Origin of the sequence: Haloplanus sp. GDY1 (assembly GCF_023703775.1) — an archaeon.
GTDB lineage: Archaea > Halobacteriota > Halobacteria > Halobacteriales > Haloferacaceae > Haloplanus > Haloplanus halophilus.
Genome location: NZ_CP098514.1, coordinates 2,239,717 through 2,264,885, shown reverse-complemented (window position 1 = coordinate 2,264,885; position 25,169 = coordinate 2,239,717). Strand labels below are relative to the sequence as shown.

The 25,169-nt window shown below is 69.4% G+C and carries 34 protein-coding genes; 19 read left to right on the top strand and 15 right to left on the bottom strand.

Going from position 1 to position 25,169, the window contains the following annotated elements:
• Window positions 1–142: 142 nt before the first annotated feature.
• From NBT67_RS12185 to NBT67_RS12155, 7 genes are all read left to right on the top strand, one after another.
• Window positions 143–388, top strand: coding sequence for a winged helix-turn-helix transcriptional regulator (locus NBT67_RS12185; protein ID WP_251341985.1), 246 nt, complete (start codon window positions 143–145; stop codon window positions 386–388).
• Window positions 389–594: 206 nt separating this feature from the next.
• Window positions 595–837: a hypothetical protein gene (locus NBT67_RS12180; RefSeq protein ID WP_251341984.1), complete on the top strand. Its 243-nt coding sequence runs from the start codon at window positions 595–597 to the stop codon at window positions 835–837.
• Between the two features lie 3 nt (window positions 838–840).
• Window positions 841–1,317 (top strand): hypothetical protein, encoded by a 477-nt coding sequence (locus NBT67_RS12175; RefSeq protein WP_251341983.1) that lies wholly within the window; start codon window positions 841–843, stop codon window positions 1,315–1,317.
• The gene (locus NBT67_RS12170; RefSeq protein WP_251341982.1) at window positions 1,314–2,330 is read left to right on the top strand and encodes a hypothetical protein; all 1,017 of its coding nucleotides are present in this window, start codon (window positions 1,314–1,316) and stop codon (window positions 2,328–2,330) included. The genes NBT67_RS12175 and NBT67_RS12170 overlap by 4 nt, the downstream gene beginning before the upstream one ends.
• Window positions 2,327–3,592, top strand: coding sequence for a hypothetical protein (locus tag NBT67_RS12165; protein ID WP_251341981.1), 1,266 nt, complete (start codon window positions 2,327–2,329; stop codon window positions 3,590–3,592). The genes NBT67_RS12170 and NBT67_RS12165 overlap by 4 nt, the downstream gene beginning before the upstream one ends.
• A 303-nt stretch (window positions 3,593–3,895) precedes the next feature.
• Complete coding sequence (locus NBT67_RS12160; protein ID WP_251341980.1) at window positions 3,896–4,177, top strand: hypothetical protein; 282 nt, start codon at window positions 3,896–3,898, stop codon at window positions 4,175–4,177.
• A gap of 73 nt (window positions 4,178–4,250) precedes the next feature.
• Window positions 4,251–4,820: a hypothetical protein gene (locus NBT67_RS12155; RefSeq protein ID WP_251341979.1), complete on the top strand. Its 570-nt coding sequence runs from the start codon at window positions 4,251–4,253 to the stop codon at window positions 4,818–4,820.
• A 72-nt stretch (window positions 4,821–4,892) separates the two neighbouring features.
• On the opposite strand, the gene NBT67_RS12150 is transcribed toward NBT67_RS12155, so the two are convergent.
• From NBT67_RS12150 to NBT67_RS12120, 8 genes are read right to left on the bottom strand one after another with little or no spacing between them, the layout of a single operon-like run.
• Window positions 4,893–5,528 carry a transposase gene (locus NBT67_RS12150; protein WP_251341978.1) on the bottom strand — a complete coding sequence of 212 codons (636 nt, stop codon included), beginning with the start codon at window positions 5,526–5,528 and terminating at the stop codon, window positions 4,893–4,895.
• Window positions 5,521–5,766 carry a hypothetical protein gene (locus tag NBT67_RS12145; protein WP_251341977.1) on the bottom strand — a complete coding sequence of 82 codons (246 nt, stop codon included), beginning with the start codon at window positions 5,764–5,766 and terminating at the stop codon, window positions 5,521–5,523. Before NBT67_RS12145 ends, NBT67_RS12150 begins: the two co-directional genes overlap by 8 nt.
• Window positions 5,763–5,894, bottom strand: a complete 132-nt coding sequence (locus tag NBT67_RS18020; RefSeq protein WP_256474648.1) for a hypothetical protein — start codon at window positions 5,892–5,894, stop codon at window positions 5,763–5,765. Before NBT67_RS18020 ends, NBT67_RS12145 begins: the two co-directional genes overlap by 4 nt.
• Complete coding sequence (locus NBT67_RS12140) at window positions 5,891–6,112, bottom strand: hypothetical protein (protein WP_251341976.1); 222 nt, start codon at window positions 6,110–6,112, stop codon at window positions 5,891–5,893. Before NBT67_RS12140 ends, NBT67_RS18020 begins: the two co-directional genes overlap by 4 nt.
• Complete coding sequence (locus NBT67_RS12135; protein WP_251341975.1) at window positions 6,105–6,536, bottom strand: hypothetical protein; 432 nt, start codon at window positions 6,534–6,536, stop codon at window positions 6,105–6,107. Before NBT67_RS12135 ends, NBT67_RS12140 begins: the two co-directional genes overlap by 8 nt.
• Complete coding sequence (locus tag NBT67_RS12130; RefSeq protein ID WP_251341974.1) at window positions 6,533–6,778, bottom strand: hypothetical protein; 246 nt, start codon at window positions 6,776–6,778, stop codon at window positions 6,533–6,535. The genes NBT67_RS12135 and NBT67_RS12130 overlap by 4 nt, the downstream gene beginning before the upstream one ends.
• On the bottom strand, window positions 6,775–6,942 hold the full coding sequence (locus NBT67_RS12125; protein ID WP_251341973.1) for a hypothetical protein: 168 nt from the start codon (window positions 6,940–6,942) through the stop codon (window positions 6,775–6,777). The genes NBT67_RS12130 and NBT67_RS12125 overlap by 4 nt, the downstream gene beginning before the upstream one ends.
• Window positions 6,942–7,631 carry a hypothetical protein gene (locus NBT67_RS12120; protein WP_251341972.1) on the bottom strand — a complete coding sequence of 230 codons (690 nt, stop codon included), beginning with the start codon at window positions 7,629–7,631 and terminating at the stop codon, window positions 6,942–6,944. Before NBT67_RS12120 ends, NBT67_RS12125 begins: the two co-directional genes overlap by 1 nt.
• Before the next feature lie 218 nt (window positions 7,632–7,849).
• Here NBT67_RS12120 and NBT67_RS12115 point away from each other — a divergent pair, with 218 nt between their 5' ends.
• Window positions 7,850–8,068 (top strand): hypothetical protein, encoded by a 219-nt coding sequence (locus tag NBT67_RS12115; protein WP_251341971.1) that lies wholly within the window; start codon window positions 7,850–7,852, stop codon window positions 8,066–8,068.
• A 120-nt stretch (window positions 8,069–8,188) separates the two neighbouring features.
• Here NBT67_RS12115 and NBT67_RS12110 read toward each other — a convergent pair whose 3' ends face one another.
• Window positions 8,189–8,809, bottom strand: a complete 621-nt coding sequence (locus NBT67_RS12110; RefSeq protein WP_251341970.1) for a DUF8102 family protein — start codon at window positions 8,807–8,809, stop codon at window positions 8,189–8,191.
• Window positions 8,810–8,863: 54 nt separating this feature from the next.
• Here NBT67_RS12110 and NBT67_RS12105 point away from each other — a divergent pair, with 54 nt between their 5' ends.
• From NBT67_RS12105 to NBT67_RS12095, 3 genes are all read left to right on the top strand, one after another.
• On the top strand, window positions 8,864–9,001 hold the full coding sequence (locus NBT67_RS12105) for a hypothetical protein (RefSeq protein WP_251341969.1): 138 nt from the start codon (window positions 8,864–8,866) through the stop codon (window positions 8,999–9,001).
• Window positions 9,002–9,178: 177 nt separating this feature from the next.
• A complete protein-coding gene (locus tag NBT67_RS12100; RefSeq protein WP_251341968.1) occupies window positions 9,179–9,346 on the top strand; it encodes a hypothetical protein in 168 nt (55 codons plus the stop codon).
• A complete protein-coding gene (locus tag NBT67_RS12095) occupies window positions 9,347–9,508 on the top strand; it encodes a hypothetical protein (protein WP_251341967.1) in 162 nt (53 codons plus the stop codon).
• Here NBT67_RS12095 and NBT67_RS12090 read toward each other — a convergent pair.
• Entirely contained in the window at window positions 9,490–10,734 is a 1,245-nt protein-coding gene (locus NBT67_RS12090; protein WP_251341966.1) for a tyrosine-type recombinase/integrase, read from the bottom strand. The genes NBT67_RS12095 and NBT67_RS12090 overlap by 19 nt on opposite strands.
• A 194-nt stretch (window positions 10,735–10,928) precedes the next feature.
• On the opposite strand from NBT67_RS12090, the gene NBT67_RS18015 reads away from it, so the two are divergent.
• Together NBT67_RS18015 and NBT67_RS12085 are read left to right on the top strand one after the other, a co-directional pair.
• Window positions 10,929–11,054 (top strand): hypothetical protein, encoded by a 126-nt coding sequence (locus NBT67_RS18015; RefSeq protein ID WP_256474647.1) that lies wholly within the window; start codon window positions 10,929–10,931, stop codon window positions 11,052–11,054.
• Window positions 11,055–11,310: 256 nt separating this feature from the next.
• Complete coding sequence (locus NBT67_RS12085) at window positions 11,311–15,129, top strand: PGF-pre-PGF domain-containing protein (protein WP_251341965.1); 3,819 nt, start codon at window positions 11,311–11,313, stop codon at window positions 15,127–15,129.
• Between the two features lie 105 nt (window positions 15,130–15,234).
• On the opposite strand, the gene NBT67_RS12080 is transcribed toward NBT67_RS12085, so the two are convergent.
• The 3 genes from NBT67_RS12080 to NBT67_RS18010 all read right to left on the bottom strand — a co-directional run bounded on the left by NBT67_RS12080 (window position 15,235) and on the right by NBT67_RS18010 (window position 16,146).
• Entirely contained in the window at window positions 15,235–15,633 is a 399-nt protein-coding gene (locus NBT67_RS12080) for a hypothetical protein (RefSeq protein ID WP_251341964.1), read from the bottom strand.
• Window positions 15,634–15,704: 71 nt separating this feature from the next.
• Window positions 15,705–15,950 (bottom strand): PRC-barrel domain containing protein, encoded by a 246-nt coding sequence (locus tag NBT67_RS12075; protein ID WP_251341963.1) that lies wholly within the window; start codon window positions 15,948–15,950, stop codon window positions 15,705–15,707.
• Between the two features lie 73 nt (window positions 15,951–16,023).
• Complete coding sequence (locus tag NBT67_RS18010) at window positions 16,024–16,146, bottom strand: hypothetical protein (protein WP_256474646.1); 123 nt, start codon at window positions 16,144–16,146, stop codon at window positions 16,024–16,026.
• 115 nt (window positions 16,147–16,261) lie between these two features.
• Here NBT67_RS18010 and NBT67_RS12070 point away from each other — a divergent pair, with 115 nt between their 5' ends.
• On the top strand, window positions 16,262–16,939 hold the full coding sequence (locus NBT67_RS12070; RefSeq protein ID WP_251341962.1) for a helix-turn-helix domain-containing protein: 678 nt from the start codon (window positions 16,262–16,264) through the stop codon (window positions 16,937–16,939).
• Window positions 16,940–16,999: 60 nt separating this feature from the next.
• Window positions 17,000–18,145: a pyridoxal phosphate-dependent aminotransferase gene (locus NBT67_RS12065; protein WP_251341961.1), complete on the top strand. Its 1,146-nt coding sequence runs from the start codon at window positions 17,000–17,002 to the stop codon at window positions 18,143–18,145.
• Window positions 18,146–18,149: 4 nt separating this feature from the next.
• Here the strand turns inward: NBT67_RS12065 and NBT67_RS12060 are convergent, their stop codons facing one another.
• Window positions 18,150–20,291, bottom strand: coding sequence for a PAS domain S-box protein (locus NBT67_RS12060; protein ID WP_251341960.1), 2,142 nt, complete (start codon window positions 20,289–20,291; stop codon window positions 18,150–18,152).
• 116 nt (window positions 20,292–20,407) lie between these two features.
• On the opposite strand from NBT67_RS12060, the gene NBT67_RS12055 reads away from it, so the two are divergent.
• The 3 genes from NBT67_RS12055 to NBT67_RS12045 are packed head-to-tail and all read left to right on the top strand — an operon-like array spanning window position 20,408 to window position 22,971.
• The gene (locus tag NBT67_RS12055; RefSeq protein WP_251341959.1) at window positions 20,408–21,319 is read left to right on the top strand and encodes a DUF5995 family protein; all 912 of its coding nucleotides are present in this window, start codon (window positions 20,408–20,410) and stop codon (window positions 21,317–21,319) included.
• Between the two features lie 31 nt (window positions 21,320–21,350).
• The gene (locus NBT67_RS12050; RefSeq protein WP_251341958.1) at window positions 21,351–22,514 is read left to right on the top strand and encodes a thiolase C-terminal domain-containing protein; all 1,164 of its coding nucleotides are present in this window, start codon (window positions 21,351–21,353) and stop codon (window positions 22,512–22,514) included.
• Window positions 22,507–22,971 carry a Zn-ribbon domain-containing OB-fold protein gene (locus NBT67_RS12045; protein ID WP_251341957.1) on the top strand — a complete coding sequence of 155 codons (465 nt, stop codon included), beginning with the start codon at window positions 22,507–22,509 and terminating at the stop codon, window positions 22,969–22,971. Before NBT67_RS12050 ends, NBT67_RS12045 begins: the two co-directional genes overlap by 8 nt.
• Before the next feature lie 6 nt (window positions 22,972–22,977).
• On the opposite strand, the gene NBT67_RS12040 is transcribed toward NBT67_RS12045, so the two are convergent.
• Window positions 22,978–24,603, bottom strand: a complete 1,626-nt coding sequence (locus NBT67_RS12040) for a Na+/H+ antiporter NhaC family protein (RefSeq protein WP_251341956.1) — start codon at window positions 24,601–24,603, stop codon at window positions 22,978–22,980.
• Window positions 24,604–24,687: 84 nt separating this feature from the next.
• Between NBT67_RS12040 and NBT67_RS12035 the strand changes: the two genes are divergently transcribed.
• Window positions 24,688–25,161 carry a redoxin domain-containing protein gene (locus NBT67_RS12035; protein WP_251341955.1) on the top strand — a complete coding sequence of 158 codons (474 nt, stop codon included), beginning with the start codon at window positions 24,688–24,690 and terminating at the stop codon, window positions 25,159–25,161.
• Window positions 25,162–25,169 lie beyond the last annotated feature (8 nt).

Sequence of the window (25,169 nt, the reverse complement as noted above, 5' to 3'; positions counted from 1 at the left end):
CGCCGCCGAGAGCGGTGCGATCAGCCGCGCGAGCGCCTTGCGGCGTCGAAAGAGTGCCCGCGACGTCCCCTACTTAAATTATTTCACCCGTGGGAACGCTGCGCGACGCTCTCCCCCGTTCGGTTCCCCTCCATCGCAACCCATGCCACCAGAATCCACAACCGGCCAGGTGCGTCGCCGACAGACACCCGTCGAGGACCGCGAGCTCCTCGACGCGGTCTACCGCCACACCCCCGCGGGGACCCAGGAGATCGCCGACACCGTCGGTATCTCTCGGCAGGGGACCGCCTATCGACTCCAGCAGCTCGAGGAGGCGAGGCAGATCTGGAGCAAGAAGGTCGGTCCGACGCGGGTGTGGATGCACCCGCAGGTCACGCCCCCGCGGTGACCGTTTGCTCCGGCGCGAATTCTCGGAGTCGCCCATTGCGCGGGCGAGCGGCGCTGTCGACTATTTGCGTCGGCGCGAGTTCTCCCGCGGTCTCGCACGCGCGCGTAGCCTCCTCCCAGAACAGTCGCCGGAGCAACGAGCCCCCGCGCAACGCCGTGATGACCTCGGGAGTCGCGCCCCGAGCGAGCAAAGCGGGCCCGCTACGCATGAGTACGGAACCAACGACGCTGTCCGACTTCGCCGACGACGCCGACGGTGGTGACTCAGCCGGGATGGAGTGTGGCGGTGCTCCCACGCCGGCGGAGACTTCCCCCGACATCGATCACCTCGCCGACTGTGTCGAAACACTGGCCGATCAGGTCGGCACGCTCGTCGACGAACTCGAGAAGCAGGACACGACCGGCGGTATCGACACGAAACCAGCAACTGCAGAGCGGATGTTCCAGTAACCCATGACAGAAGACACGACCACCAAGAGTACCGAATCGGACGACAACAGCGACAGCGCCGGCGTGCCGCACGTCTTTGCGCTCCGGCCCGGCGGGCGGTACCACCTCGCTGAGGGGCCCAACTTCGGCCACGGAGTCGGCGACGAAGCGTACCGCTTCGTCCAGGATGATGAGATCGCGGCCACACTCCGAGAGGCGGAGCGCGCAGGGGAGTCGGCATTCCGGTACATCCGGTCTCGCCGTCTCGCAGAAGCACTCGACACGGCTGACAGGGCGATCACCGCGATCGAGACCGGCGAGTTCGACGACGTCCTTGACTTGGTGCTGTTCGCCGAGCGCAACGAGTTCGCCAACCGCGTCACAGTCATCGACGCGATTGCTGACCGGAAGACCAAGGTCGAACAGCAGCGCCAAACTCAACCTGGCGATACAGGCGGCCTTTCGCTCGACGAAGTCGCCCCCAAGTCTGGATTGGAATGACCGATTTCAGCACCCGAACGATGTTGGAGGTCGAAGTCGACTCGGGAAGCCTCAACGATGCCCGTGACACCATCGAGTCGGAGTTCGGCAGCGTCCGGGCGACGATCGGCTCCGGGACCGGCGCAAGTACTACGAACGACGTGGCCCCTCTCTCCGACGGCAGGGGCGGCGTCCGCGATCTTCTCGAACAGCAGACCGAGCACCTGGAGGAGATTCGCGAGGCCATCGAGGACGGGGCCCTTCGCGGTGGTGGTGGCGGTGGTGGTGGTGGATTCGCGGCTGCTACCGGCGGCGCCGCATCGGCAGCCGCGACGGCCACCGGCATCGGGCTCGCCGGTCTCGCCCCGATTGCCGCCTTCATCGCTGCGATCAGCGCGAACGCCGAACGCGGCCCGCTTACTGACCCCGGCGCGCCACCAGCGCGCCCCGACACCGGCGAATCGGCCCGTGACACGGGAGAGATGGACGCCGAGCCGCTCGTCCGCCCGCCGGACCTCTCGAACCTGTCCTGGCCGTCGATCCCGGCGCCGTCGTGGCTGTCGCGGCTCGCCTCGCTGCGCTTCGAGACGCCATCGTGGCTGTCGGAGCTGACGACCCTCCAGTTCGAGACGCCGTCGTGGGTGACCGACCTCACGACGCTTCGGTTCGACACCCCACGATGGCTCTCGACGCTGACGAACCCGCGGATCCAAGAGCCGGACTGGCTCTCGACACTGACGAACGTCCGTTCCGAGACGCCGTCATGGATCCAGGACCTCCAGCGCCTCATCGCCGGTGACCGGAACGCGCCGCCGGCCGCGCCGGCTGCGACCGACCGCGGACTCGCCCCACCGGATCAGCGCCTCCTCAACGAGGCAACACGAGCACGTAACCGCGGTCAGTCCCGGCGACCACTCACCGTTGACGCGAGGGTTGAGGCGACGATCAACGGCCTCTCGTCGATGCGGCGGGACTTCAAGCGGGTTGCCAAGGATGCCGCTCGCGAGGGCTTCCGGGAGGCGTGGACTTCGTGAGCGAGTTCAGTACCGAGGCATCGCTCCTCGTCTCCCCTGACTCGGCCAGCCTTCGCAGCGCCAGAGCTGAGATCGAGGATACCCTCGGTGACGTTGCCGTTGACGTCTCGACGAGTGGCGCCTCGGCACGGGCGACCAGCGGCAGTCGGAGCACCGGGAGGGAGCGGGCGATGTCCCGGCAGCTTCTCACGGACCAGAATTCCCGCCTCGAAACGGTCACCGAACACCTGGACCGCGGACTGGAACTCGACGAGACGCGCAACGAACTCCTCCGGGATCTCCTTGAGGAGACGGAGTCGGGGAACTTTTCGCAGGCAAAGGGCGGTGGTCTGGGCGGGCTCGGTGGCGTGTTCGCTGGCCTGCTTGGTGGGGTTGGTCTCGGCGGCCTCATCGCGACCCGCGTCGCCGACGTGCTCGGCGATCTCGACCCGGCCGAGGCCATCGGAGCGGTGGACCTCCTCCCGGGCGACGTACTCGCCTCGGGTGCGTCGGTGACGGCGAGCGCCCTGATCGGCAATCCCGCCGATGTGACTGCCTCCGACGTGATCGACGCGCCCGTCCCGCTTACCGCCACAGATCTCGTCGCCGGCGGGGCGTCCGTCGCTGCGGCGACCCTGATCGACGATCCGGCCGTCGTCGACGCGATCGATGTCGTCGACGACCCCGCCGGGATCGAGGCGTACCACCTCATCCGCGACAAGGCCGGGATCGACGCCCCGGACGTGATCGACGAGCCCATCGACCTCGCGGTGGCAGATCTCGTCGACGTCCCCGAGGGCGGCATCGACATCAAGGAGGTCATCGCCGGCGCGCTCACTGCCGGTGCGGGCGCCGAGGCGGCCCGGCAAGCGTCTCAGGGGAGCGGCCCCTTCGGATCGGCGGCGCGTGTCGGGTCGGCCGTGACGGCGCCGTTCATGATCCCCTCGATGCTCGTCGCACAGTCCGAGCGCCGTCGCGACCGCGGCGAGGGCGGCCTTCTGGAGCGCTTCCTCCCCGACCTGCCGAACTTCGGTGGTGGGCAGGATCGCACGCGACGGGCGTCGATGGGCGTGACGCCGACGGCGTCGTCCTCGGACAGCATCTCGGCGACGAACGCGGCGCGTGACCGCTACGATCGGCGTGGGGGCGGGACGAACGTCGAGGTCAACGTGACTGCCGACGGGCCGGATCAGCGAGAGTTGGACCGGGCGATGGAACAGGCGAAGCGGGAGGCAAAGAGGGAGATCGCGAAGCAACTCGGCGGCGGCCCGGGAATCCGGTAGTCTGCCCCCCGGACTTTCTTTATCATCGACGTGGGGTGGACGTCCGCCCCGGTCGGGCCCACCCCCTGCCCCGGCTTTTTCCCATCCTTCGCCCATCCTCCTGCGGGTAGTGGCAGGTGGGACCACCCCGGGTACCACCCCCGGAACCACCCGCTCACCACGTGGGTCACCACCCTTCACCACCCCCCGCAGTTGCGCGACCCCCCTCCGAGTCGAGGGGGTGGTAGGGGACGGTCACCGGCCCCTGCAACCCGGCGTAAAACGTCGCCCCGTTTGATAGGCGCCGCGTGCCTACCCGGAGCCATGTCAGCGACAGACGTCGACCGTCAACGGCGGCAGCAGCGTGCGTTCATGCAGACCCTCGACGACGAGGAGCTCGAGGAGATCGCGACCGCGCCGGACTGGTACAAGCTCGGCCCGTACTTCGCGCGGGGGCTCCAGTTCGGCGTCGACATCCGCTCCCGGGAGCGCCTGGAGTACCTGGCCGAGCAGGAGAAGCAGCGCCGGCGTCGCGAACGGCAGGCCGAGGCGAACGAGGCGCAGTCGGCGGCGGAGTTCGAGCCGTTCCGCGTTGTCTCGTTGTGACACATTGAGGAACAGAGAGTAACGTCTGAGAACAGGAGCACTCTTTTGTCAGTCGAAAAGACCAACGTGTAGTATGGATCGACGCGCGTTCCTCGCGGCGATCGGTACGCTTGGGGCAGGATGCGCTGGTGGGAATGGTGATAGCGCGGACAGTAACCCGACACCAACAGCGACGGCAACAGGGACCGCGACTCCAACTCCGGAACCGACACCTACGTCACCGCCGACAAGTCAGTTCCGCGGTCCCACTCAGGAAGACCCTCAATACGTCGACATTCGCTACCGAGACTACACGCCTTCTGAGATCGAGACGGTTCGACAAGACGCTCGGTCGATGGATTACCGGACGCTTTTCCGAGACATCGACTCCTATGTCGGGAGAGCCGTCAAATATCGGGCAACTATTGGCCAGGTGCTCGAAGGTCGGGGTTATTTCACATTCTTTCTCCTAATCGGCAATTCGATTCAGCAGCCCGCATACGCCTCTTGGGTCGGTGAGCGGTATCTGACAGAGGACGTCGTCGACATCTGGGCCGAGGTGCTCGGCACGGAAAGTTATCAAACCGGTGCAGGTGCACAAAAAACGGTGCCAGCGTTGTCGATCGCCGCGATGGACCGCATCACAACGACTCCCCAAGAATAACCGCCGAGGGAGGCGGTTACTCGCCGACGCTGTCGGGAAGGCAGCGCCGGCTGGGTTCGCAGTGGGTCTCGATCACACCCCCCGCTTCGCGATCGACACCGCGGCGCCGCAGTCACGGTCGACGACGTCCACCGAGCATGACGCCGTTGTGCACCGGAACACGGTGCCGAACTCGGGAAGTTCGCCACGCTCACCGCAGGCGTGACACTTCCGTGTCGTTCCGTTCGGCGGCGTCCACAGGATCGGAATGCCGGCCGCGGTCGCGGCGTCGACGAGACGGGCTTGGACGAGCGTCACGACCCACGGGCTCCAGGCCGACCGCTCGGCGTCGCGAAGCTCCCACAGCGTCGGTGGGTCGTGGCCGAGGTCCTCCAGGACGAGCACCGGCGCGGTGTGGCCGTGGGCGTACTCAAGGACGGCCGGGATCGCCCCGTCGACCATGCTCCGGAGCTCCCGCCAGTAGCTCGCGACGACCGCCGCCTCGACGGCGTCGCCGACGGGCGCGCCGGATCGGAGCACGCGGATCGTCTCGACGAGCGCATCGGCGGTGCTCCCGAGTCCGTCGCCGCTGACCGTCCGAGCGTCATTCGGCGCCGTGTCGGGCGTCGCGACGGCATACAGCGGATCTTCCCCGACGTCGACGCCGATGGGTGTCGTCGCCGGCGGGAGCGCGGACGCAGTCGCCTCGGCGCGCAGGCGGCTACTCATCGGCGTCCTCCAGGCCGTCGGGAAAGCACCGCCGACACGGCGTGTAGTGGCTCTCGATCACCGCGCGCTCCTTCAGGTAGGGATTGCGCCCCTGCTGGCCGCACGCCGTCACGTGTTCGCCCTCGAGTGTCTCGCGAACGCGGTGGTAGACCCGACCGCCGTGGCCGCCGAAGGTGAGCACGACCGCCGGCGGATCGCCCTCGAAGCGCGCGGGGTCGACGTCCGCAGCGGCGCTCATCGGATACCCTCCGCGCGTTCGTGATTCGCCTTCACCCCGGCCAGTGCCACCCGTGCCCGCGGGATCCCCGAGACCAGCCCTTCGGCGAGGGTCCACTCGCCGCGTTCGGTGCGGGTGCGGGTCGTCACGACTCGGCCTCCTGGCTGCCACGCTGGGGTTGCTGACGCCGGTAGCGAAGACATAGCTCCTCAACTGTGTCGCGAGCGTCGAGCAGCTCCCGGAGTTCGTCGACGGTGACCGCGTTGTAGTCGACGTGATCGAACGCGACGAGGGCCTCGGACAGCTCGTCAGCAATCGCCCGGGACGACGAGGCCGCGCCCTCGTCCGGCGCCGTGAGGTCACCCATCGTTGACGGCCTCCAGGAGGACGTCGACGGCGTCGCGACCGTCGGGCGTGCGGAACTGTTCGTCGGCGTGGGCGTACTCGACGAGGAGCTCCTCAACGTACCAGCGGTCGATCTTGTCTGGATCGGCGTGATCGAGCCGCCACCGCACCGCCTCGAAGGCCCACGGCGGCACCGTGACCTCGACCGCCTCAGTGTGGGTGTGATGCACGTCGGGGATCGGACCCTCGTCGGGAACAGCCGCGGGCGGGAACACGACACCGGCGATGCCGCGGAGCCGCTCCGGCGGATCCTCGAGCGCCGGGACGGCGTCGAACGGCGCCGGGATCCCCGCCTCGGCGTCGGTCGCAGGTGCGCCGCCGGCCGCCGCCGGCGCTAGGGCCATGGCGCCGAGGACCCCCTCGAGTACGTCGCGACGGGACGTCATCGGTTGATCGCCTCCTCCAGGGCCGCATGCAGCGCTGCGGCCGCGTCGGCGTCGAGTTCGAGCGTGGCCTTGTAGTCCGGGCCGTCGACGCGGATCGTGGCGTGGGTCTCGATGGCGGCGAGTGGCTGGCGGTCGGGAATGTGGACGCGCGCCGTCGTCTCGCTCGACGCGGTCATCGACACGCGGCCGTCGGTGATTCTGACCATCGTGTCGACGGCCTCGACCGTGGTCGGGCGCGTCATCGGCTGTCCTCCGTCGAGTCGATGAGATCGGCCACGCGCCGGGCGTCGGCCGCGCAAAGGTCGGCAACGAACATACTCCCGTCCGGCTGTTCGACTTCGAGGTAGTGCGGGATGCCGACGGCATCGCCGCAGCGCCGGCAGGTTCGCTCGTTGGCGGCGGCCATCATGCCTCCTCCTCCTCGCCGGCGCTCGCCGGCGTCTCGAAGCCCTCGCGGTAGCAGGGCCAGCATGGCAGGCCAAGCCCCCCGTTCCACGCGCCGCAGTCGCAGTCGTCGGGGCGGTCGGGGTCGGCCTCGCCCGTGACCTCGCTCAGGTCGACGACGTCGTCATCCTCGTCGAGGAGCTCACCCTCGTCGCCGGCCTCGACGATCCCGCCGTCGGGGACGACACGCTCGGTGGGCGTCGCGGCGGCCTCGATCTCGCAGTCCGAGCACCGGACAGCGTCATCGCGAGCGGCGGCGCTCTCGGCACAGAATCCCCGGCCGTGCTCGCACGCCCACCGAACGGGGCCGTCGACGTGGGCGCCCAGCTGATCGTCGACCGCGTCGGGGTCGGCCGCCGCCGGGATCGCGTCGGCGCCGGTCGCGAAGGCCACGCGACGGACGTGCTTACAGCCGCCGTCGGGGTCGCGGTGCTCCGCGTCGGGACAGGTGCAACTGCCGCCGCGAGCGTCGACGCAGTACTGCGAGCCGCTCTCAGAAACGACGACGTACAGGTCGTCGGCGCCGGCGGCCTCGTCGACGTCGTCGAGGACGGTCAGGTACTGTTCGAGCGCGCGGCGCGTGCGCTTCTCCAAGTCGGTACGATCGGTCGTGGGGTCACGTTCAAGTGACCCGAAAGCGTCGGTTGACATGGCTGCTCTCTGGCGAGACAGCCCCGCTCGGGTGCTCCAACACCCGGGCACTTCTCCGAGAAGAAGCGCCCCGAGGAGCGGGGACCGTCTCTACTATACACTATATTGCGAACCCACTTATAGATTGCGTGTATATTGCGAACGTTGTTTGTTTGGTGTAGACCTTTACAAGCTCCCAGTCCACAACATATTGTATGGCAACAGCCGAATCGGCCTGTATGGCCGACCGTCGGGCGCTGCTAACTGATCGAGAACGAGAGATTGTCGCTGGCGAAGCCGACGTCTCCGACAGTTACCGATACCAAACCATCAGCCGGGTTCGTGCTCGGTTCAAGCGGCTGGACGGAGACCTCGAAGCTCTCGAAAAGCACGGTGAACTCGCTGACGAACTCCGCGAGGTGGTGTGCGACGACGTCGACGAGGAGGACGGCCGATGACCGACGACGAACTCGACGTCTTCCGCCGGCTCGCCGACCGCTACGAGGAGGGCGACCCCGTCGGTGATGTCTGTCGCGCCGTGCTCCGGAGCGCCGGCGGGGAGTGAGCGTGTCGGTGGGCTACTTGTCGTCGTCCGAGTCGGTGTCGCGCCCAAGTTTGAGCGCCATCACCTCCGCATACAGCTCGTTATCGAGGTCGTCTCTCCGAAAGAGAAAGTCGATCGTCTCGCGAGAGAGTTCGGCCAGTTCGGCCGGTGTCATCTCCGAAACGGAGCGCCCGAGACCCACCGTGAGTTCGTTGTCGACCTCCTCCGGGACCTGGTCGAACTCCAGGTCTTCGAGCGCGGCAGTGACACCGCGTTCGACCTGGCTGTCGAACGACTCGGTGATCCATTCTATCCGATCCTCTATGGGCCAGTCCTCGCCAGGAGATGAGAGAACCCCGACCATGTCATCCCGATCACTGAAAGTTGGGTGTTCGACCGCCCACAGAAACAAGAGCGCAGGGAGAGCCCACATGCGCCCGGCGTCGATGTCAGTTAGTACCTGCTCGACGTCGTCCTCAAACGCTTCGACGTCGGTATTTAATATCAACCGCAGGTCGTCGAAAGCGGCGTCTAACCGATCCCTAATCCTCGCGCGTGCGGCCCGTTCGCCTCGTTCACCGAGGTCGCCCTCCCCACGCAGGAATGTCCGCTGCCGATCCGTGAGAATGGCCGTCGGCCGGTCACTATCACTCATGAGGAACATATTGCTGAGCGCAAGGATAAATATATTCCGGACGTATGGACAAACATGGCAGTCGGAGGTACCACAGTTGGACCCCTCGAATCGGAGATCCGCGACCGCCTCGCGGACTACCGGGACGAACACGGTCATCCGAACTACAACGAGGCACTCCGGTCGCTACTCGACAAGGAAACCGAGCGATGACTCTCAGGATTCTTGAACCGAACACCACGGCAGGAAAGGCACCCAACCCAGCCCTGCACGTGGCGAGCAACACCAACGACGACGCCGAGGGGGCCTCGTCACGCCGGCCTACGGGTCGGCGCGACAAGGGCTTTTCGGCGCCGTCCGGCTCCCGCCGGGCCGCAACCGGCGCCACCGATGAGTGCTGACCACGACCCCCCTACGACCGGAACGGACTGTTCGAGCGGCTGGATCGACGAGTACGACCGCCTCGACTGTCCGACGAGTATCGAGCCCGAAAACATCATTCAGAGTGACGAGACCGATCCCTACGCCCGCAAGCACGAACTGGGGGTGTCCAGTTAGATGAGCAAGAGCCCGCTACTTGATCCCGACGGCAGTATCGAAGACCTCAGCGACGAGCAACTCCTCGAACGAATCGCGAACCTCGATCCCGAGGAGTACCCGCTCGCTCGCGTCGCGAAGCGGGCCCTGGAACACGACATCGCTCAGGGGGACTCGTCATGATCGCCGGCGACGCGTTCCCGAAAGGCCGGATCCTCGTTGAACCGGCGGCGGAACTCGGCGAAGTAGTCGATCTCCTGACCGTCGGCCGCGGCGACGGAGTCAAAGGTCGCGTCTTCGACCGACTGCTTCTCCTCGCCCGCGGCTTGGGTGAGCGGCGCACCACACCCGGGGCAGAAACGGGCCGTGTCCCGAAGTGGCGACCCGCACTGCGGGCAGTTTTCCAGGTTCGGGCGCGCCGTCTCGCGCTCGCCGACGTCGATCCCGTAGTGGTCGGCGATGTCGGTGATCACGTTGTCGTCGGTGACGCCCGAATACGTCTCGAACTGCCGGCTGTCGTCCACCCAGAACGCCCGGTTTTTGATCCACTGTTCGGGCTGGCCTTCCCGGATCCAGCGCGTGATGGCGCTCTTTCGGAAGTTGTGGGCGTTCAGTCGCCCGGCGTCGATTCCAGCACGCTCGCCGACCTCCTTGATCCGACGGCTGAGGTACTGGTAGGTGAGCGCACCATCGTCCTCGCCGGCGGTGTGGTGACCGGCGTTCTTGTGGATGAGGGCGGCGTCGGGATCGTCGCGACGGGGATGGACCTCGAGGTAGTTCGCGACGTACCCACGGCTCCAAGTCATCAACGTCTTGCCACTCGCCCCCTTCACGTTGGCGTCCTCGTTGATGTGCAGTTCGGCGGGCTGTGCGGAGAGGTCGACATCCTTCACGCGGAGGCTCGCGAGTGCGCCGATGCGGATCCCCGTGTCCGCGAGCAGCGCGACGGCAGCCTTGTCACGGGGGTTCTCGGCGGCGTCGAGGATGGCGTCGATCTCGTCATCCGAGAGGAGCTGGTCCGGGTCGACCGACCGCTTCGGCGAGGGGCCGATTTCGATGTCCTCGCCCCAGTCCTCGCCGCGCCACTTGTAGAACTTCCGGAGGGCCTTTCGGTACTCTCGCAGCGTGCCCTCCCTGAGACCGTACTCACGCTTCAGCGTCCCCATGAGTGCCGTGATGTCACTCTCCTCGGCCTCGGTGAGGGGCGTCCCGCCGCGCTCGGCGGCAAGTCGGAGCCGATTCAGGTTCGAGACGATGGTTCCCTGGTTGTTGCTGGTTCGGACGTCGAGGTAGTCGACGAACTGTCGGATCGTCTCACGGTCGTCATCGGGAATATCGGCGTCTTCGAGCTTCTCCAGTTGGTTCTGGAGCTTTCGCCCGTATTCTTGGACGTCGTTGGTGTCGGCCATGTTCCCACTCACGGACGTGGGAACTATGTAACCTCTCACGGTAGTTTCTGGTGGGACTATGATTTCTGACCCTCCAGCGTTGCGCTCGCCGTGACGGATCGGACACCCCGCCCTGCGGAGCCGTGTCTGCGAGTCTCGTCGTTTCGCGACGCCCGCCAGATCCAAGTGTGTCAAACGGTAACACCGAACGGGCCATGATAACGCCCACCGTCCGCACGGACAGATCGGCGTTCGAGCGCATCCGCGACGCCATCCTCAATCGCGAGGATCCGAACGACGACGGGAAGCCGACGGGACCCGGGGTGCCGACGCCGGGTTGAGCGCCGTCGGCTTCCGCTTCGGCCGCCGCGCGAGCCGGCCACCCGGTGCGACCCCTCGGTCGAGCAACGCCGCCCGTATCGATTCGCTCGTCGGGGCGTTCGCGCCACTAACCATTCGAAAACTAACACATTCTCCGATCCACCCCGCCTACTGGTCGTGCGGCGGATTTCACCCCACCTCGTCGCCCCCCGACGGCGATTAGTGTCGGCCGAGTGATGATAAAGTATAACCTATTCCCACATTTTGTCATCTCCTATGATCGAGTCACCGGACCGGGATTCGGCTCGGGGTGTACTCCTCGCCCTCCTCGCCGCCGCCGTCGTCGTTGGCGGCGTCGTCGGGACGGCCGGCGTGGCCGCGGGGACGGCGAGCGGACCGAACATCGATTCGCCGACCGACGACGACGGCGACGGGACCGTCGAGGTGCGGAGCGCCGCGTCGACCGACGAGGGGGCCTCGACGGTTCGGGTCACCGTCAGCATCGGGACGGCCGGCAACAACGCGACGTTCGTCTTCGACGCGGACGGCGACTTCTCGACGACGCCCGACGATCAGGGCGTCAACGGCTCCACCACTGCAGTGACGATCACCGACGGGGGTGCCGGCGACCTGGACGGGTCGGAGGACGGGAGCATCACGACCGACCTGGTCGTCGACGGGGGGAGCGCGAACACCTTCACCGAGGGGAGCATCGTCCTCGGGATCACCGAAGGGACCTCGATAACCACCTCGCCCGACACGACCGTCACCTCCCTCGCCGTCGACAACACCGACCCGACCATCGACACCGTCGTCACCCGGGACGCGGGCCCGGCGCCGGGGTCGGTGATCGCCGGCAGCGACGGGAGCGCGTCGACGGCGGACGACGGCCAGATCGACCAGCTCGTCGTGACGTTCTCGGAGGACGTGGACGACTCGACCGTCAGGACCGACGACTTCGACGTCACGGGCTACACGATCGACGCCATCACCGACGCCGGCACGCCGAACAACGACACGGTGGTCATCGACCTGGAGGAGTCGGGGTCGGTCGACACGGGCGCGACCCCGACGGTGCAGTACACGCAGGGGACGCTGGCCGACGAGGCGGGGAACCTGCTCGACGACACCACGGAGTCGAACCCGACGGACGGCGTCGGGCCGCGGCTCCTCGGCGCGCAGACGGGCGACGCGGACCGCGACGGCACGGTCGACCGGATCAACGTCACCTTCTCGGAGAACGTCGACGACGGGAGCCTCGACGCGGGTGATTTCTCCTCCGGGACCGCGTCCATCGACGCGGTGTCGAACCCGGACGGGAACGACGACGCGGTCGCCAACCTGACGGTCTCGGGGCTGCCGGCCGACGACACGAGCGTCACGCCGGACCTGACGCTCGCGCAGGGCAACGTCACCGACACGGCCGGCAACCCCGGTCCGGAGGGTAGCGACCAGACGCTCACGACCGCCGACGGGGCGGCGCCGGCCGTCGTCGCGGCGAACACGTACGACTCCTCGAACGACGGGTCGGTCGACCAGTTCAACGTCACGCTCTCCGAACCCCTGGACGACGGCGCCTCGACGTTCGACTCGGGGACGTTCTCGCTGGGCACCGGCACCGCCGACGACGCCGGCACCGGCGACGGCGGGGGCGACGACGCCGTCGTCGTCACCGCCTCGGGCATCTCGGGCACCGGCGCGACGCCGACCGTCACGCTCAACGCGGGACAGCTCTACGATTCGGCGGGCAACGCGCTCGGATCGAGTCAGACGTTCACGGGGACGACCGACGGGGCGGCACCGCGGATCGATACCGCGGAGACGGGTGACGCGACCGACGACGGCACGGTCGACCGGATCAACGTCACCTTCTCCGAGGCGGTGAACGACACGAGCCTCGCGGCCGCCGACTTCTCGGTCGTCGGGGGCTCGGTCGGGAGCGTCGCCAACCCCGACGGGACGAACGACGCGGCCGCCAACCTGACGGTCTCGGGGCTGCCGGCGGCGAACACGAGCGTCACGCCGGACCTGACGCTCGCGCAGGGCAACGTCACGGACCTGGCGTCGACGCCCAACGACGGCCCCGGTGACGGCGACCAGACGCTCACGCCGACCGACGGCGTGGGACCGCGGATCGACACGGCGGTCACGGGCGACGCGAACCGGGACGGCACGGTCGACCGGATCAACGTCACGTTCACCGAGAACGTCGACGACGGGACCCTCGCGAGGGGGGACTTCTCGTCCTCCAGCGCGTCGATCGACGGCCTCGCGCACCCGGGCGGCCCCGACGACGCGGCCGTGAACCTGACCGTCTCGAAGCTGGAGACCGAGAACACGAGCGTCACGCCTGACCTGACGCTCACGCAGGGGAGCGTCGACGACCTGGCGTCGACGCCCAACGCGGGCCCGAGTTCGGCACAGACGGTGACGTCGGCCGACGGCGCGCCCCCGCTCGTCGTCGCGGCGCGGACGAGCGACGCGAACGACGACGGCGACGTCGACGAGATCGTCGTCACCCACAGCGAGGCCATCGACGACGCGGCGTCGACGCTCGACACCACGACGTACGCCGTCGGCGCGGGCAGCGTGACCGGCGTCGACACCGGGACGAGCGGCGACGACGACAACGCGACGATCACGGTGTCGGGGCTGACGGGGACGAGCGCCGCGCCCGACGTGACGCTCGACGCGAGCCGCGTCTACGACCCCGCGGGCAACGCGCTCGCGTCGAGTCAGACGTTCACGGGGACGACCAGCGGGGCGCGGCCGGTCGTGACGGCGGTGACCACGCTCGACCGCGACGGCGACGGCGACGTCGACGCCGCGGAGGTGACCTTCTCCGCCGCCATCGACGACTCCACGCTCTCGCCGAGCGCCTGGACCATCGGCGGGAGACAGCCCGATTCGGTCGTCACCGGGGCGACGCCGAACGACGACGCCGTCGAACTGCGGATCGCGACCGACGGCGACGAGGTGCCCGGCACGGGACCGGCGCAGGTCACGTACACGCCGGGAACGGCACGGGACACCAACGGGAACGCGCTCGCCGCGCTGACGGCCGGCGGCGTGGACGAGACCGACGCGGCGACGCCGGTGGTCACGAACGTCTCGGCGTCCGCCACCGACGGGGAGCTTCTGGTGACGGTCGAGGCCAGCGAGCCGCTGGCGTCGATCACCGTCGACGTGAGCGGCCCGGCGCCGACGACGCTCTCGAGCTTCTCGACGAGCGGCAGCGGGCCGTACACCCACACGCTCGCCTACGAGCCACCGGCCATCGGCGAGTTCACCGTCACGCTCGACACCGCGGCGGACGCGGCCGGCAACGACGGCGCGGGCGGGGAGACGGCGACGGCCACCATCTCCGGTGGCGGCGGCGGGGGCGCGGCCTCCTTCGCCGGGTCACCGTCGAACCGCGCCGCCTCCTCGCGGGCCATCGTCTTCTCGGACAGCGAGTCGACGACGCTCTCGCTCTCCGGGACGACGTTCTCGGCCGTCGAGATCCGTCCGGAGTCGGCGACCACCGGCTTCGTCCGGGCGTCGGAACTCAGGTCGCTGCCGGACGGCACGGCACCCCTCCCGAACCGCGTCGGCAATCCCGTCAGCGTACAGGTGCCCGCGGAGATGGCGGGGCGTTCGGCCACGGTGCGGCTCTCGGTCCGGCAGTCGCAGGTCGGCGTCGACGCGGAGCGACTCCGGATCGCCCACTACGACGACGCGACCGACACGTGGGAGACGCTCGACACGCAGGTCGCCGGCCGAAGCGGGTCGATCGTCACCGTCCAGGCGGAGACGCCCGGATTCTCGACGTTCGCGCTCACCGCCGCCCAGCCCGCCGGCTCGAACGCGACGACGTCCACCCCCGCGGCCGACGGGGCCGAGGACGCGACGGCCACGGCGACGCCCCGGCCGGACGGGAGCGACGACGCCACGGCCGCACCCGGCGGCGACGACGGCGACGGCGGCGACGCCACCGCGGCGGCCGCGGACGACGCCACGGCCACCGAGTCCAGCGGCGACGGGTTCGGCCCGCTGCCCGCCCTCCTCGCGGCCGTCGCGGCGGCGCTGCTGCTCGGGCGCCGGCGGTCGGCGTAGCCCGGATCCGCCGCTCACGGCGGGTCGGCGACGCGGACGCGGCGACCGGACGAGCGGCTCACCGCTCACGAGACGTCGACTGCGGAGAAGGAGGTCGGTCGCGACCTAGCTCTGGAACGGTTCCTCGTCCCGGTGGTTGTCGACGTTCTCCTGATCGGCGGCCTCGGCCTCGCGGCGCCGCTCGTCCGGATCGGCAGGGGCGTCGGGTTCGCCGCGGGCGTCGTCGTCGACCGGTCGGTCGTCGCCGGTGTCGGCCACCCGGTCGCGGTCGACGAACTCGACGTCGTCACCGTCGACGAGCAGCGCCAGCCGGCCGCTCTCGAAGGCGTCGAAGAAGGTCGACCACTCGATGCGGTCCTCGACTTCGACGCCGGTCGACAGGCCGACCGGCGCGCCGGTCGACTCCCCGCCACGGACCGGCACGGCGTCGTGCGTCTCGGCCCACGACCGGATCGCGTCCCGTTCGACGAGCACCTCTCGCGAACCTGGATCGGTGTCGTTCACGTGTCTCCCGTGTGGCTCGACGCCCGTAGGGTCACCGCTTGCAGACGCAGCTTTTCCCGCCCTGTGGGGCTCTACAGGTCCGACCGGAGCCTGATCTCGTCGTCGGTCACCGTCTCGATCGCCTCCTCCTGGAGGGGGTAGGCGTCGTCGTCGGTGTCCTCCCACCCGAGTTTCGCCTTCAGCGTCGCCGCGAGTCCGGGGTCCGGTTCCACGTACGCGGTTCCGTGTTCCACTGCGCTGACGATGCCGACGTCGTCGCCGTCGCCGTCGACGACCGACGCGCCGACGTGGTCGTCCGTGATCTGAACGCTTGCCATTGCGACCGTCTCTACCCGTCTCAGCCGCTTCGGCGTAGTGCTTGCCCACGCAGTCCCGTGCGACGCGGACGGCTCACGTGAGGGCGCGCGCACCGACGCCGGCCCCGACGGTGAGCGCGCCGAGGACGAAGGTCCCGGGGATCGGAAGCACGAACACGAACGCGCCGAGCACGATGGCTGCAGTCGAGAGTCGCATGTCCCCACGGAGGGGCGTGAGCGGCCTAACCTCGGTGCTTGTGGCTGCAAGTCGGCCGCCGTCGACGGCCGGGCTCCCACGAGGGATATTTAGGGCCGGTTCGCGAATCGAGGGTATGGCGACCATCGTACTCGGGACGGTCCCCGCCGAGGAGTTCGCCCTCGCCCGGACGCTGGATGCGTGTCCCGACCTCAGCGTCGAGACGGAGCGCATCGTCGAGACGGGCAAGGACACGGTCATGCCGCTGCTGTGGGCGCGCGGAACGCCCCGGTCGACGGTCGAGGAGGCCCTCGCGGCCGACCCCTCGGTCGACAACGTGACGCTCCTCGACGAGTTCGACGACGAACTCCTCTACCGGATGGAGTGGATCGACCACGTCCAGTTGCTGGTCCAGATGCTCGCCAACTCGTCGGCCACGGTCATGGACGCCTGGGGGTCGGCCGACCGGTGGGAGCTTCGGGTCCTCTATCCGGACCGCGACCACTTCTCGCGCACACACGAGTTCTGTGCCGAACACGGCCTCGGCTTCGACGTTCGCTCCATCCGCGACCTGGACGGGGAGCCGGCCGGCCGGTACGGGCTCACCGACGAGCAGTACCGGGCGCTTGCGGCGGCGACCCGTGCGGGCTACTTCGACGTCCCGCGCTCGGTCGACCTGGAGTCGCTGGCCGAGGAGTTCGACATCTCCCACCAGGCGCTCTCCGAGCGACTCCGGCGCGGGACGAAGGCGCTCGTCGAGGACACCCTGTTCGTCGGCGAGGGGGAGCCCGACGACCCCATCCGGTCGGAGTGACCTCCCCGCCAGTCGACCGGAGCGTATTCCCGCTCCCCCGCCGTATCGCCTCCGACACCGATGGTCTCCGAGCGCGCAGCCGACGTCAGCCCGTTCCTGGCGATGGACGTGCTGGAGCGGGCGAACGACACCGACGACGTGATCCACCTGGAGGTTGGCGAACCGGACTTCGACCCCCCGGAGCGGGTGGTCGAGACGGCCGTGGAGTCGCTCCGAGCCGGCAACACGGACTACACCGCGGCGCGGGGGAAGCCGGAACTCCGGCGCGCCATCGCCGCCCACTACGACCGCACGTACGGCGTCGACGTCGACCCCGGACGCGTCGTCGTCACTCCGGGCTCCTCGCCGGGCCTCCTGTTGGCCATGGCGGCGCTCGTCGACCCGGGCGACGAGGTGGTGCTCACCGACCCGCATTACGCCTGCTATCCCAACTTCGTGCGCGTCGTCGGCGGCACCGTCCGCACGGTCCCGTTGCGCCCGGCCGACGGCTTCCGTCCCCGGGCGTCGGCGTTCGCGGACGCGATGGGGCCCGACACCCGAGCGCTGCTGTGCAACTCCCCCGCCAACCCCACCGGGGCCGTGATGGACGGCGACACGCTCTCGGCCCTCGTCGACCTCGCGGCCGAGGCCGACGCCACGCCCGTCGTCGACGAGGTGTACCACGGGCTCTCGTACGACGCCGAGGAGCACACGGTCCTCGAGTACACGGACGACGCCGTCGTCCTCGACGGCTTCTCGAAGCGGTTCGCGATGACGGGCTGGCGCCTCGGGTGGATGGTCGTGCCGCCGGGTCTCGTCGACGCGGTCAACCGCCTCGCGCAGAACCTGTTCATCTGTGCCCCGAACTTCGTGCAGGACGCGGGCGTCGCCGCCCTGGAGACGCCGCCCGAGCGCCTCGACGCCATCCGAGAGACCTACCGCGAGCGCCGCGACCTGCTGGTCGACGCCGTCGCCGACTGGGGGCTGGACCCCGGCTACACCCCACAGGGCGCCTACTACCTGCTGGCTGACGTGAGCGACCTGCCCGGCGACGCGTTCGACGTCGCCGACCTGTTCCTCGAGGAGGCGGGCGTCGCGGTCACGCCCGGCGCCGACTTCGGCGATCAGGCGGCGGCCTACCTCCGGTTCTCCTACGCGACCGACGCGGACGCGATCCGGGAGGCGATCTCCCGCCTCGACGACCTGCTGGCGACGGTCGAGCGGTAGGTCGTCACTCGACGACGTCCACGGCGGTGATCTCGAAGCGGGCGCCGCCGGCCGCGCTCTCGGTCACGCCGATGGACCAGCCGTGGGCCTCCGCCACCTCCTCGGCGATGGCGAGGCCGAACCCGGTGCCGTCCGCCGCGGTCGAGAAGCCGCTCTCGAAGACCCGCCCCCGGTTCGATTCCGGAATCCCGGGCCCGTCGTCGGCGACGTAGAATCCGGTCCCGTCGTCGAGGGTGCCGACCGTGACCGTGACGCTCCGGTCGTCGGTCCCCGTCACCCCGTGTTCGACGGCGTTCTGCAGGAGGTTCGCCAGGAGGTGCTGGAGCCGTCCGGGATCGCCACGGATCGTCAGCGACGTCTCGACGACGAGGCTCGCCCCCGCCGTCTCGACGTTGCGCCAGCAGTCCTCGACGGCGTCCGCGAGCGTCACGGAGTCGATCTCGTTCACCCGCTCTCCCTCCCTCGCCAGACGGAGCAGGTCCGAGATCAGTTCGTCCATCCGGTCGAGGGCGCCCGCGACGCCGTCGAGGTGGCCGCTCTCGCACTCCTCGCGTGCCAGTTCGACGCGCCCCGCGGCGACGTTGAGCGGGGTCTGCAGGTCGTGCGAGACGACGCCGACGAAATCCTCCAGGCGATCGTTCTGTCGGCGGAGTTCGCGCTCCCGGCGCCGGCGCTCGGTGATGTCGATGGCGACGCCGATGGCCCCGGTGACGGTGCCGTCGTCGAACACCGGCTGGTAGGCGGTCTCGTAGAACCGGTTTTCGACCTCCTGTATCGTGCTCACCTCCTCGCCGTCGAGGGCACGCTCGACGGCGTCGATCACGTCCGGCTGGTCCCCGTACAGGTCGAAGACGGAGGAACCGACGACCTCGCCGGATTCCAGGTCGAGCGTGCTCAATCCCTTCCCCTCCGACAGCGTGAACACGCCCTCGGCGTCGAGCGCGAAGAGCACGACGGGCACGTTCGAGACGACCGTGTCGAGGCGCTCCTTGGTCGCCTCCAGGTCCTCCTCCCGGGCCTTCCGCTCGGAGATGTCGCGGCTGATGACGACGAACCGCTTCTCGCCCTCCAGGTCGAGGCGTCGGAGGTGTACCTCCACCGGGAACGTCGAGCCGTCGCGACGGCCGTAGACGCCCTCGAGACGCCGTCTGTCGCCGACGTCCATCTCCTCCCAGACCGCCCGTGCCTCCTCGGGATCGATCCGCTGGTCGAGGTCCCACACCTTCATGTCGGTGAGCGTCGCGGCGTCGTACCCCGTCTTCTCGCACAGCTGAGGGTTCGGTTCGATGATGTTCCCGTCGGTGTCGTGGACGTTGATCATGTCCGGCGAGTTCTCGAAGAGCGCTTCGAGCCGGGCCGTACTCCGCTGGAGGCGCTCCTTGCGCTCCCGGCGCTCGGTGATGTCCTGAAACTGCGAGAAGATGCCGACGGTGTCGCCGTCCGCGTCGGTCACGACGCGGTTGTGCCACTCACAGACGATCCGCTCGCCGTCCGCCCGGACGTTCTCGTTGACGCTCCGGTAGCCGCCCCGATCCGCAAGCAGGGCCTCGACGACGCGTTCGACCGCCTCCGTCTCCGCCTCGGGAACGATCCGCTCCCACGACTCCCCGACCAACTCGTCCTCGTCGTAGCCGAGGATGTCCGTCGCCGCGTCGTTGACGCGGACGATCTCGAAGTGTTCGTCCCACTCGACGACGCCAAGCGGCGACTGCTCGAAGAACAGCGAGAGCCGTTCGCGGCTGGCTTCGAGTTCCCGACGCGAGCGATACTGGTCGACCACGTTCCCGATCCGATTCGCCAGCACGGCGTACCGGCTCGTGTCGCTGCCTTTCTCCAGGTAGTCGGTGACGCCCGCGGAGATGGCATCGCTCGCCACCTCCTCGCTGCCCTTCCCGGTGAAGAGGATGAAGGGGAGGTCGTCGTGTGTCTCGCGGACGGCTTCGAGGAACTCGATCCCGTCGGTCCCGGGCATGTCGTAGTCGGAGACGACACAGTCGACGCCGTCGTCGATCCGATCCAGCGCCTCGCTGGCGCTCGTGGTCGTTTCGACCTCGAACCGGCCGTCCTCCCGTTCCAGGAACGTCGACACCATCGCCGCGAACTCCGGATCGTCGTCGACGTGTAACACCCGGATCGATGCGTCCATCTCGACGCGAACGTGGGCCCCGGCCACCAAAGTGATTCCGCCGACGCCGGGTTGAGCGGCGTCGAGTCCCCACTCGCCGCCAGTTATTTGCTCGCCCCCTCCCTCCTCGACACGCGATGGCCGGCTACGCCTCGGCGCTCCGACTGCTCGACGCCAGCCGGGTCCGCGCCACCCTGATCGGCGTGCGCGCCGCCCCGCCGTCACCCGATCACGACCCCGACCCGGCGCTCGTCGACCTCCTTGAGCGGCCCTTCCGGAGCGTCGACGGCGCCTACGACCGCCTCGCCGACCTCGAATCCCGACTGCGCGCCGCCGGCGACCGGCGCGCCGTCTTCCTCACCGTCTACACCCGCATGACCGACGCCGTCCGCGGGGCCATCGCGGACGGCCGCTTCGACGACGCCGCGTGGATGCGGCGGTACACCGTCTCCTTCGCCGACTACTACCGACGCGCCTTCCGTTCCTTCGAGCGCGGCGATCACGCCGCCGTCCCGGCCCCGTGGCGGGTGGCCTTCGGGACCGCGCTGGCGGGCGACGCCCTCGTCGCGCAGGACGCCTTCCTCGGCATCAACGCCCACATCAACTACGACCTCGCGCTGACGCTCCGCGACCTGGGCATCGACCCCGACCGGGAGCGGAAGCACGCCGACCACGACCGGATCGACGGCGTCCTCGCCGGCCTCGTCGACGCCCAGCAGGCGGCGCTGGCCGACCTCTACGCGCCGGGGCTGTCGACGGTCGATACCACGTTCGGCCGGTTCGACGAGGCCTTCTCCCTGTTCTCGATGACCGAGGGGCGGGCGTGGGCGTGGCGGACGGCCGTCGCCCTGACCGACGTCGGCTGGGCGCCGGCGCGGACGGCCGTCCGGTGGCTCCACCGGACGACCGCGACGGGGAGCGCCCACACCATCCGCTCGCCGCCGGTCGATCCGACCGTGATGGCGGCGCTCCGCCGGGTCGAGCGCGACCGGTTCTCGCTCGACGACGCCCTCGACGCGCTCGCCGCGGAACTCGACGCGGTGACATAGGATTAACTCCCTGGCCCGCCACGCTACCCATGTGACGGATCCACACATCGCGGCCGTCGGCACTTCACCGTTCGGCCGCACCGACCTCACGGGTCGGGACCTCTTCGGTGCCGCCGTCACCGAGGCGTTCGAGGAGGGTCCCGATCCCGCCGACGTCGTCGAGGCGGTGTACGTCGGCAACCAGTCCGAGTCCTACGAGGGCCAGATCATGTACGGCACGCTGCTGGCTGAGTGGGCGGGGCTGCGTCACGTCCCCGCCGAGCGCGTCGAGGGCTGTGCCGCCGCGGGCGCGATGGCCCTCCGCCACGCCGTCGAGGACGTCCGGAGCGGCCGCCGCGACGCCGTCCTCGCCTGCGGCGTCGAGAAGATGACCGCCGGGGGGACCGACGGCGCCACGACCGCGCTCTCGGCGGCCTTCGACCGCGCGCTCGAAGCGCGGTCGGGCGTCACCGCGCCGAGTCAGTACGCCCTCCTCGCGAAGCGCTACCTCCACGAGACGGACGCGACGGAGGCGGACCTGGCCCGCATCGCCGTGAAGAACCACGCCAACGCCGTCGCCAACCCCCGGGCCCAGTTCCGGCGCGAGGTGGACGTCGAGACCGTGCTCGACTCCGACTACGTCGCCCCGCCGCTGAAACTGTACGACTGCGCGCCGGTCACCGACGGCGCGGCCGCCGTCCTCGTCACGAGCGAGGACGTGGCGACGACGCTCCCCGGCGAGACCGTCCGGGTCGCGGGCGTCGCCGCCGGCGCGAACAACATCGCCGTCGCGGAGCGCAACCTCACCGAGATCGAGGGCGCCCACGAGGTGACGACCCGCGCCTACGAGGAGGCGGGCGTCTCGCCTCCCGACGTCGACGTGGCGGAGGTTCACGACGCCTTCACCGTCTCCGAGGCGCTGCTGGCGGAGGCGGCGGGGTTCGCGCCCCGCGGCCGCGGCTACGAGAGCGCGCTCCCGCCCGCCGAGCGCTCGGACGGGTGGACCGACGTCCGCCTGAGCACGAGCGGCGGGCTCAAGGCCCGCGGCCATCCCATCGGCGCCACCGGGCTGGCGCAGGCGGTCGAGGCCTACGAACAGCTCACGGGTACCGCGACGCCCGACCGACAGGTCGACGGCGCCACGACTGGCCTGCTCGTCAACGAGGGCGGCGTCGCCGACGCCGTCACCGTCGCTCACGTCCTCACCAATGCCTGACGACGCCGACTCCACGACCGTTCCGCGCACCGCCGACGAGTTCACCGCCGACAGCCCCTTCACGCTCCCCGGCTTCTTCGCGGCGCTGGCCGAGGGCGACCTGCTGGCCGCCGTCTGTGCGGACTGCGGCGAGCGCCTGCTCCCGCCGCGGCCGGCGTGTTACGCCTGCGGGGGGCGCGACCTCCGGGTCGAGTCGCAGCCCAAGACCGGGGCCGTGGTCACCTACACCGAGGTCCGCACGCCGCCGCCGGCGCTCGCGGAGCGGGCGCCCTACACGGTCGCCGTCGTCGAACTCGACTCCGGCGCGCGGCTCACCGGCCGGCTGACCGTCCCTCACGCCGACGCCGAAATCGGCCTGCCGGTGGCGCTCGCGGCTCGGCCGCCCGAGGCGGACGAACTGGCGATGGCCCGCGACCACGAGCGGGAGTGGCCGATCCACGAGTTCGAACCGGTCTGAGGCGGCTCAGCCGTCGTCCGCCTCGGGCGCGCCGGCGTCGGCCGCTCCGGCGTTCCCGGACGTCGTCCCACCGACGTCGACCGGCTCGACCCCCCGCCGCCGTGCGTCGAGCGTCGACAGGCCGTAGACCAGGCCGACGAGCGCGAGGGCGCCGACGGGGAGCAGATACCACGGGTTCAGACGGGTGTACCCCCACACGATCAGGAGCGTGGCCGCGACGACGACGACGGTGACGGCGTAGTACAGTTGGGTGCGGACGTGATCGATCAGGTCCGCGCCGGTGAAGGTGGCCGAGAGGACGGTCGTGTCCGAGATGGGGGAGGCGTGATCGCCGAAGATGGCGCCGGAGAAGACGGCGCCGACCACCGCGGCGACCATGGCGTGACCGCCGGTCAGGTCCCACGCGACGGGGACGGCGATGGGCGTCACGATGCCCATCGTCCCCCACGAACTCCCGGTCGAGAAGGCGATGAACGCGCCGGTGAACATCACCACGACCGGGAGGACCGCGGGGTCGAGCACCTGCCCCGCGATCCGGCCGACGTACTCCCCGGTGCCGAGCGCCTCGACGACGTTGCCGATGGACCACGCGAGGACGAGGATGGTCACCGCCGTGAGCATGACGCCGAAGCCCTCGATGGTCGTGTCGACGCTCTCGCCGAGCGACAGGCGGTCGGTGGCGACGCCGATGGCGTACGTCGAGGCGACCATCGCGAAGGAGCCGAAGATGAGCGCGACGGCGTAGTCGGCGCCGACGATGGTGTCGTAGAGGCCCGCACCGGGGCTGTAGCCGGTCCACAGCGCCGACCCGAGCGTCACGCCGATCAGGACGCCGATGGGCAGGAAGAAGGCGACCAGCCGGGGGTCCTCGACGGTCGGTTCGCCGAGTTCGGCCGACACGTCCTGCATGGGTCGGGCGTCGTCGCGGGTCACCTTCCCCGTCTCAGCGGCGCGGCGCTCGGCGGCGAGCATCTCGCCGTAGTCGCGGCCGCTCAGGACGACGATGCCGACCATGACGATCGCGAGGATGGCGTAGGTGTTGTACGGGATGGACCGCAGGAAGACGGCGAAGGAGTTGGGCACCTCGCTCGCGGCGAGGTCGGTCGCCTCGTAGCCCGACTCGATCATGGAGAGCTGGAAGGCGACCCACGAGGAGATGGCGAGCGTCGCCACGGGCGCCGCCGTCGAGTCGACGAGGTAGGAGAGCTTCTCCCGGGAGATCCGCAGGTGATCGGAGACGTCCCGCATCGTGCTCCCGACGACCGCCGTGTTGGCGTAGTCGTCGAAAAAGAGGAGCAGGCCGAGCAGCCACGCCGCCACCCCGACCTTGCGTCGGGTGTCGAGGCGGGCGATGGCCCAGTCCCGCACCGCGTGCGAGCCGCCGAGCCGCCAGATCATCGCCACCGCCGACCCCAGCAGCAGGGTGAAGATGAGGATCTGCGCGTGGAAGGTGCTCTCGCCGATTGAGGCGGCGATCCAGTCGAACGTCTGCCCCAGCCCCACCCCGCCGGTGAAGATCACCCCGCCCGACCACACGCCGAGAAAGAGCGACAGCACCGCCTTCCGCGTGACGATGGCCAGGCCGATGGCGAACAGCGGGGGCACGAGCGAGAGGGCGCCGAACTCTGCCATGTGGGTCGGTACCGTGCCACGGTAGTTAGTTGTTCGTCTCCGTTCGTGACTGGGTTTATGTCGACCGCGACCCACCCGTCCGACATGGTCTCTCCCGGAGACGCCGCACCGACGTTCACGGCGACGCTCGGCACCGCAGAACACGAGTCGTTCGACCTCGCCGACCACCTCGGCGACGGCCCGGTCGTCCTCGCCTTCTTCCCCGGCGCCTTCACCCCGCCCTGTCGGAACGAGATGATCGCCCTGCAGGACCGCCTCGACGACTTCCGTGACGCCGGGGCGACCGTCCTCGGCGTGAGCGCCGACTCCCCGTTCTCACAGGGGGCGTTCCGCGAGGAACACGGCCTGGAGTTCGACCTCGTCAGCGACATGGACGGCGACGCCATCGACGCGTACGGCCTGACGATGTCGATCCCGGACCTCGGCCTCCACGGCGTCGCGAACCGCGCCGTGTTCGTCCTCGACGCCGACGGGGTCGTCACTTACCGCTGGGTGGCCGACGATCCGACGAACGAACCCGACTACGACGCCATCCTCGACGCCGTCGCGTCGGCCTGATCGGGGCC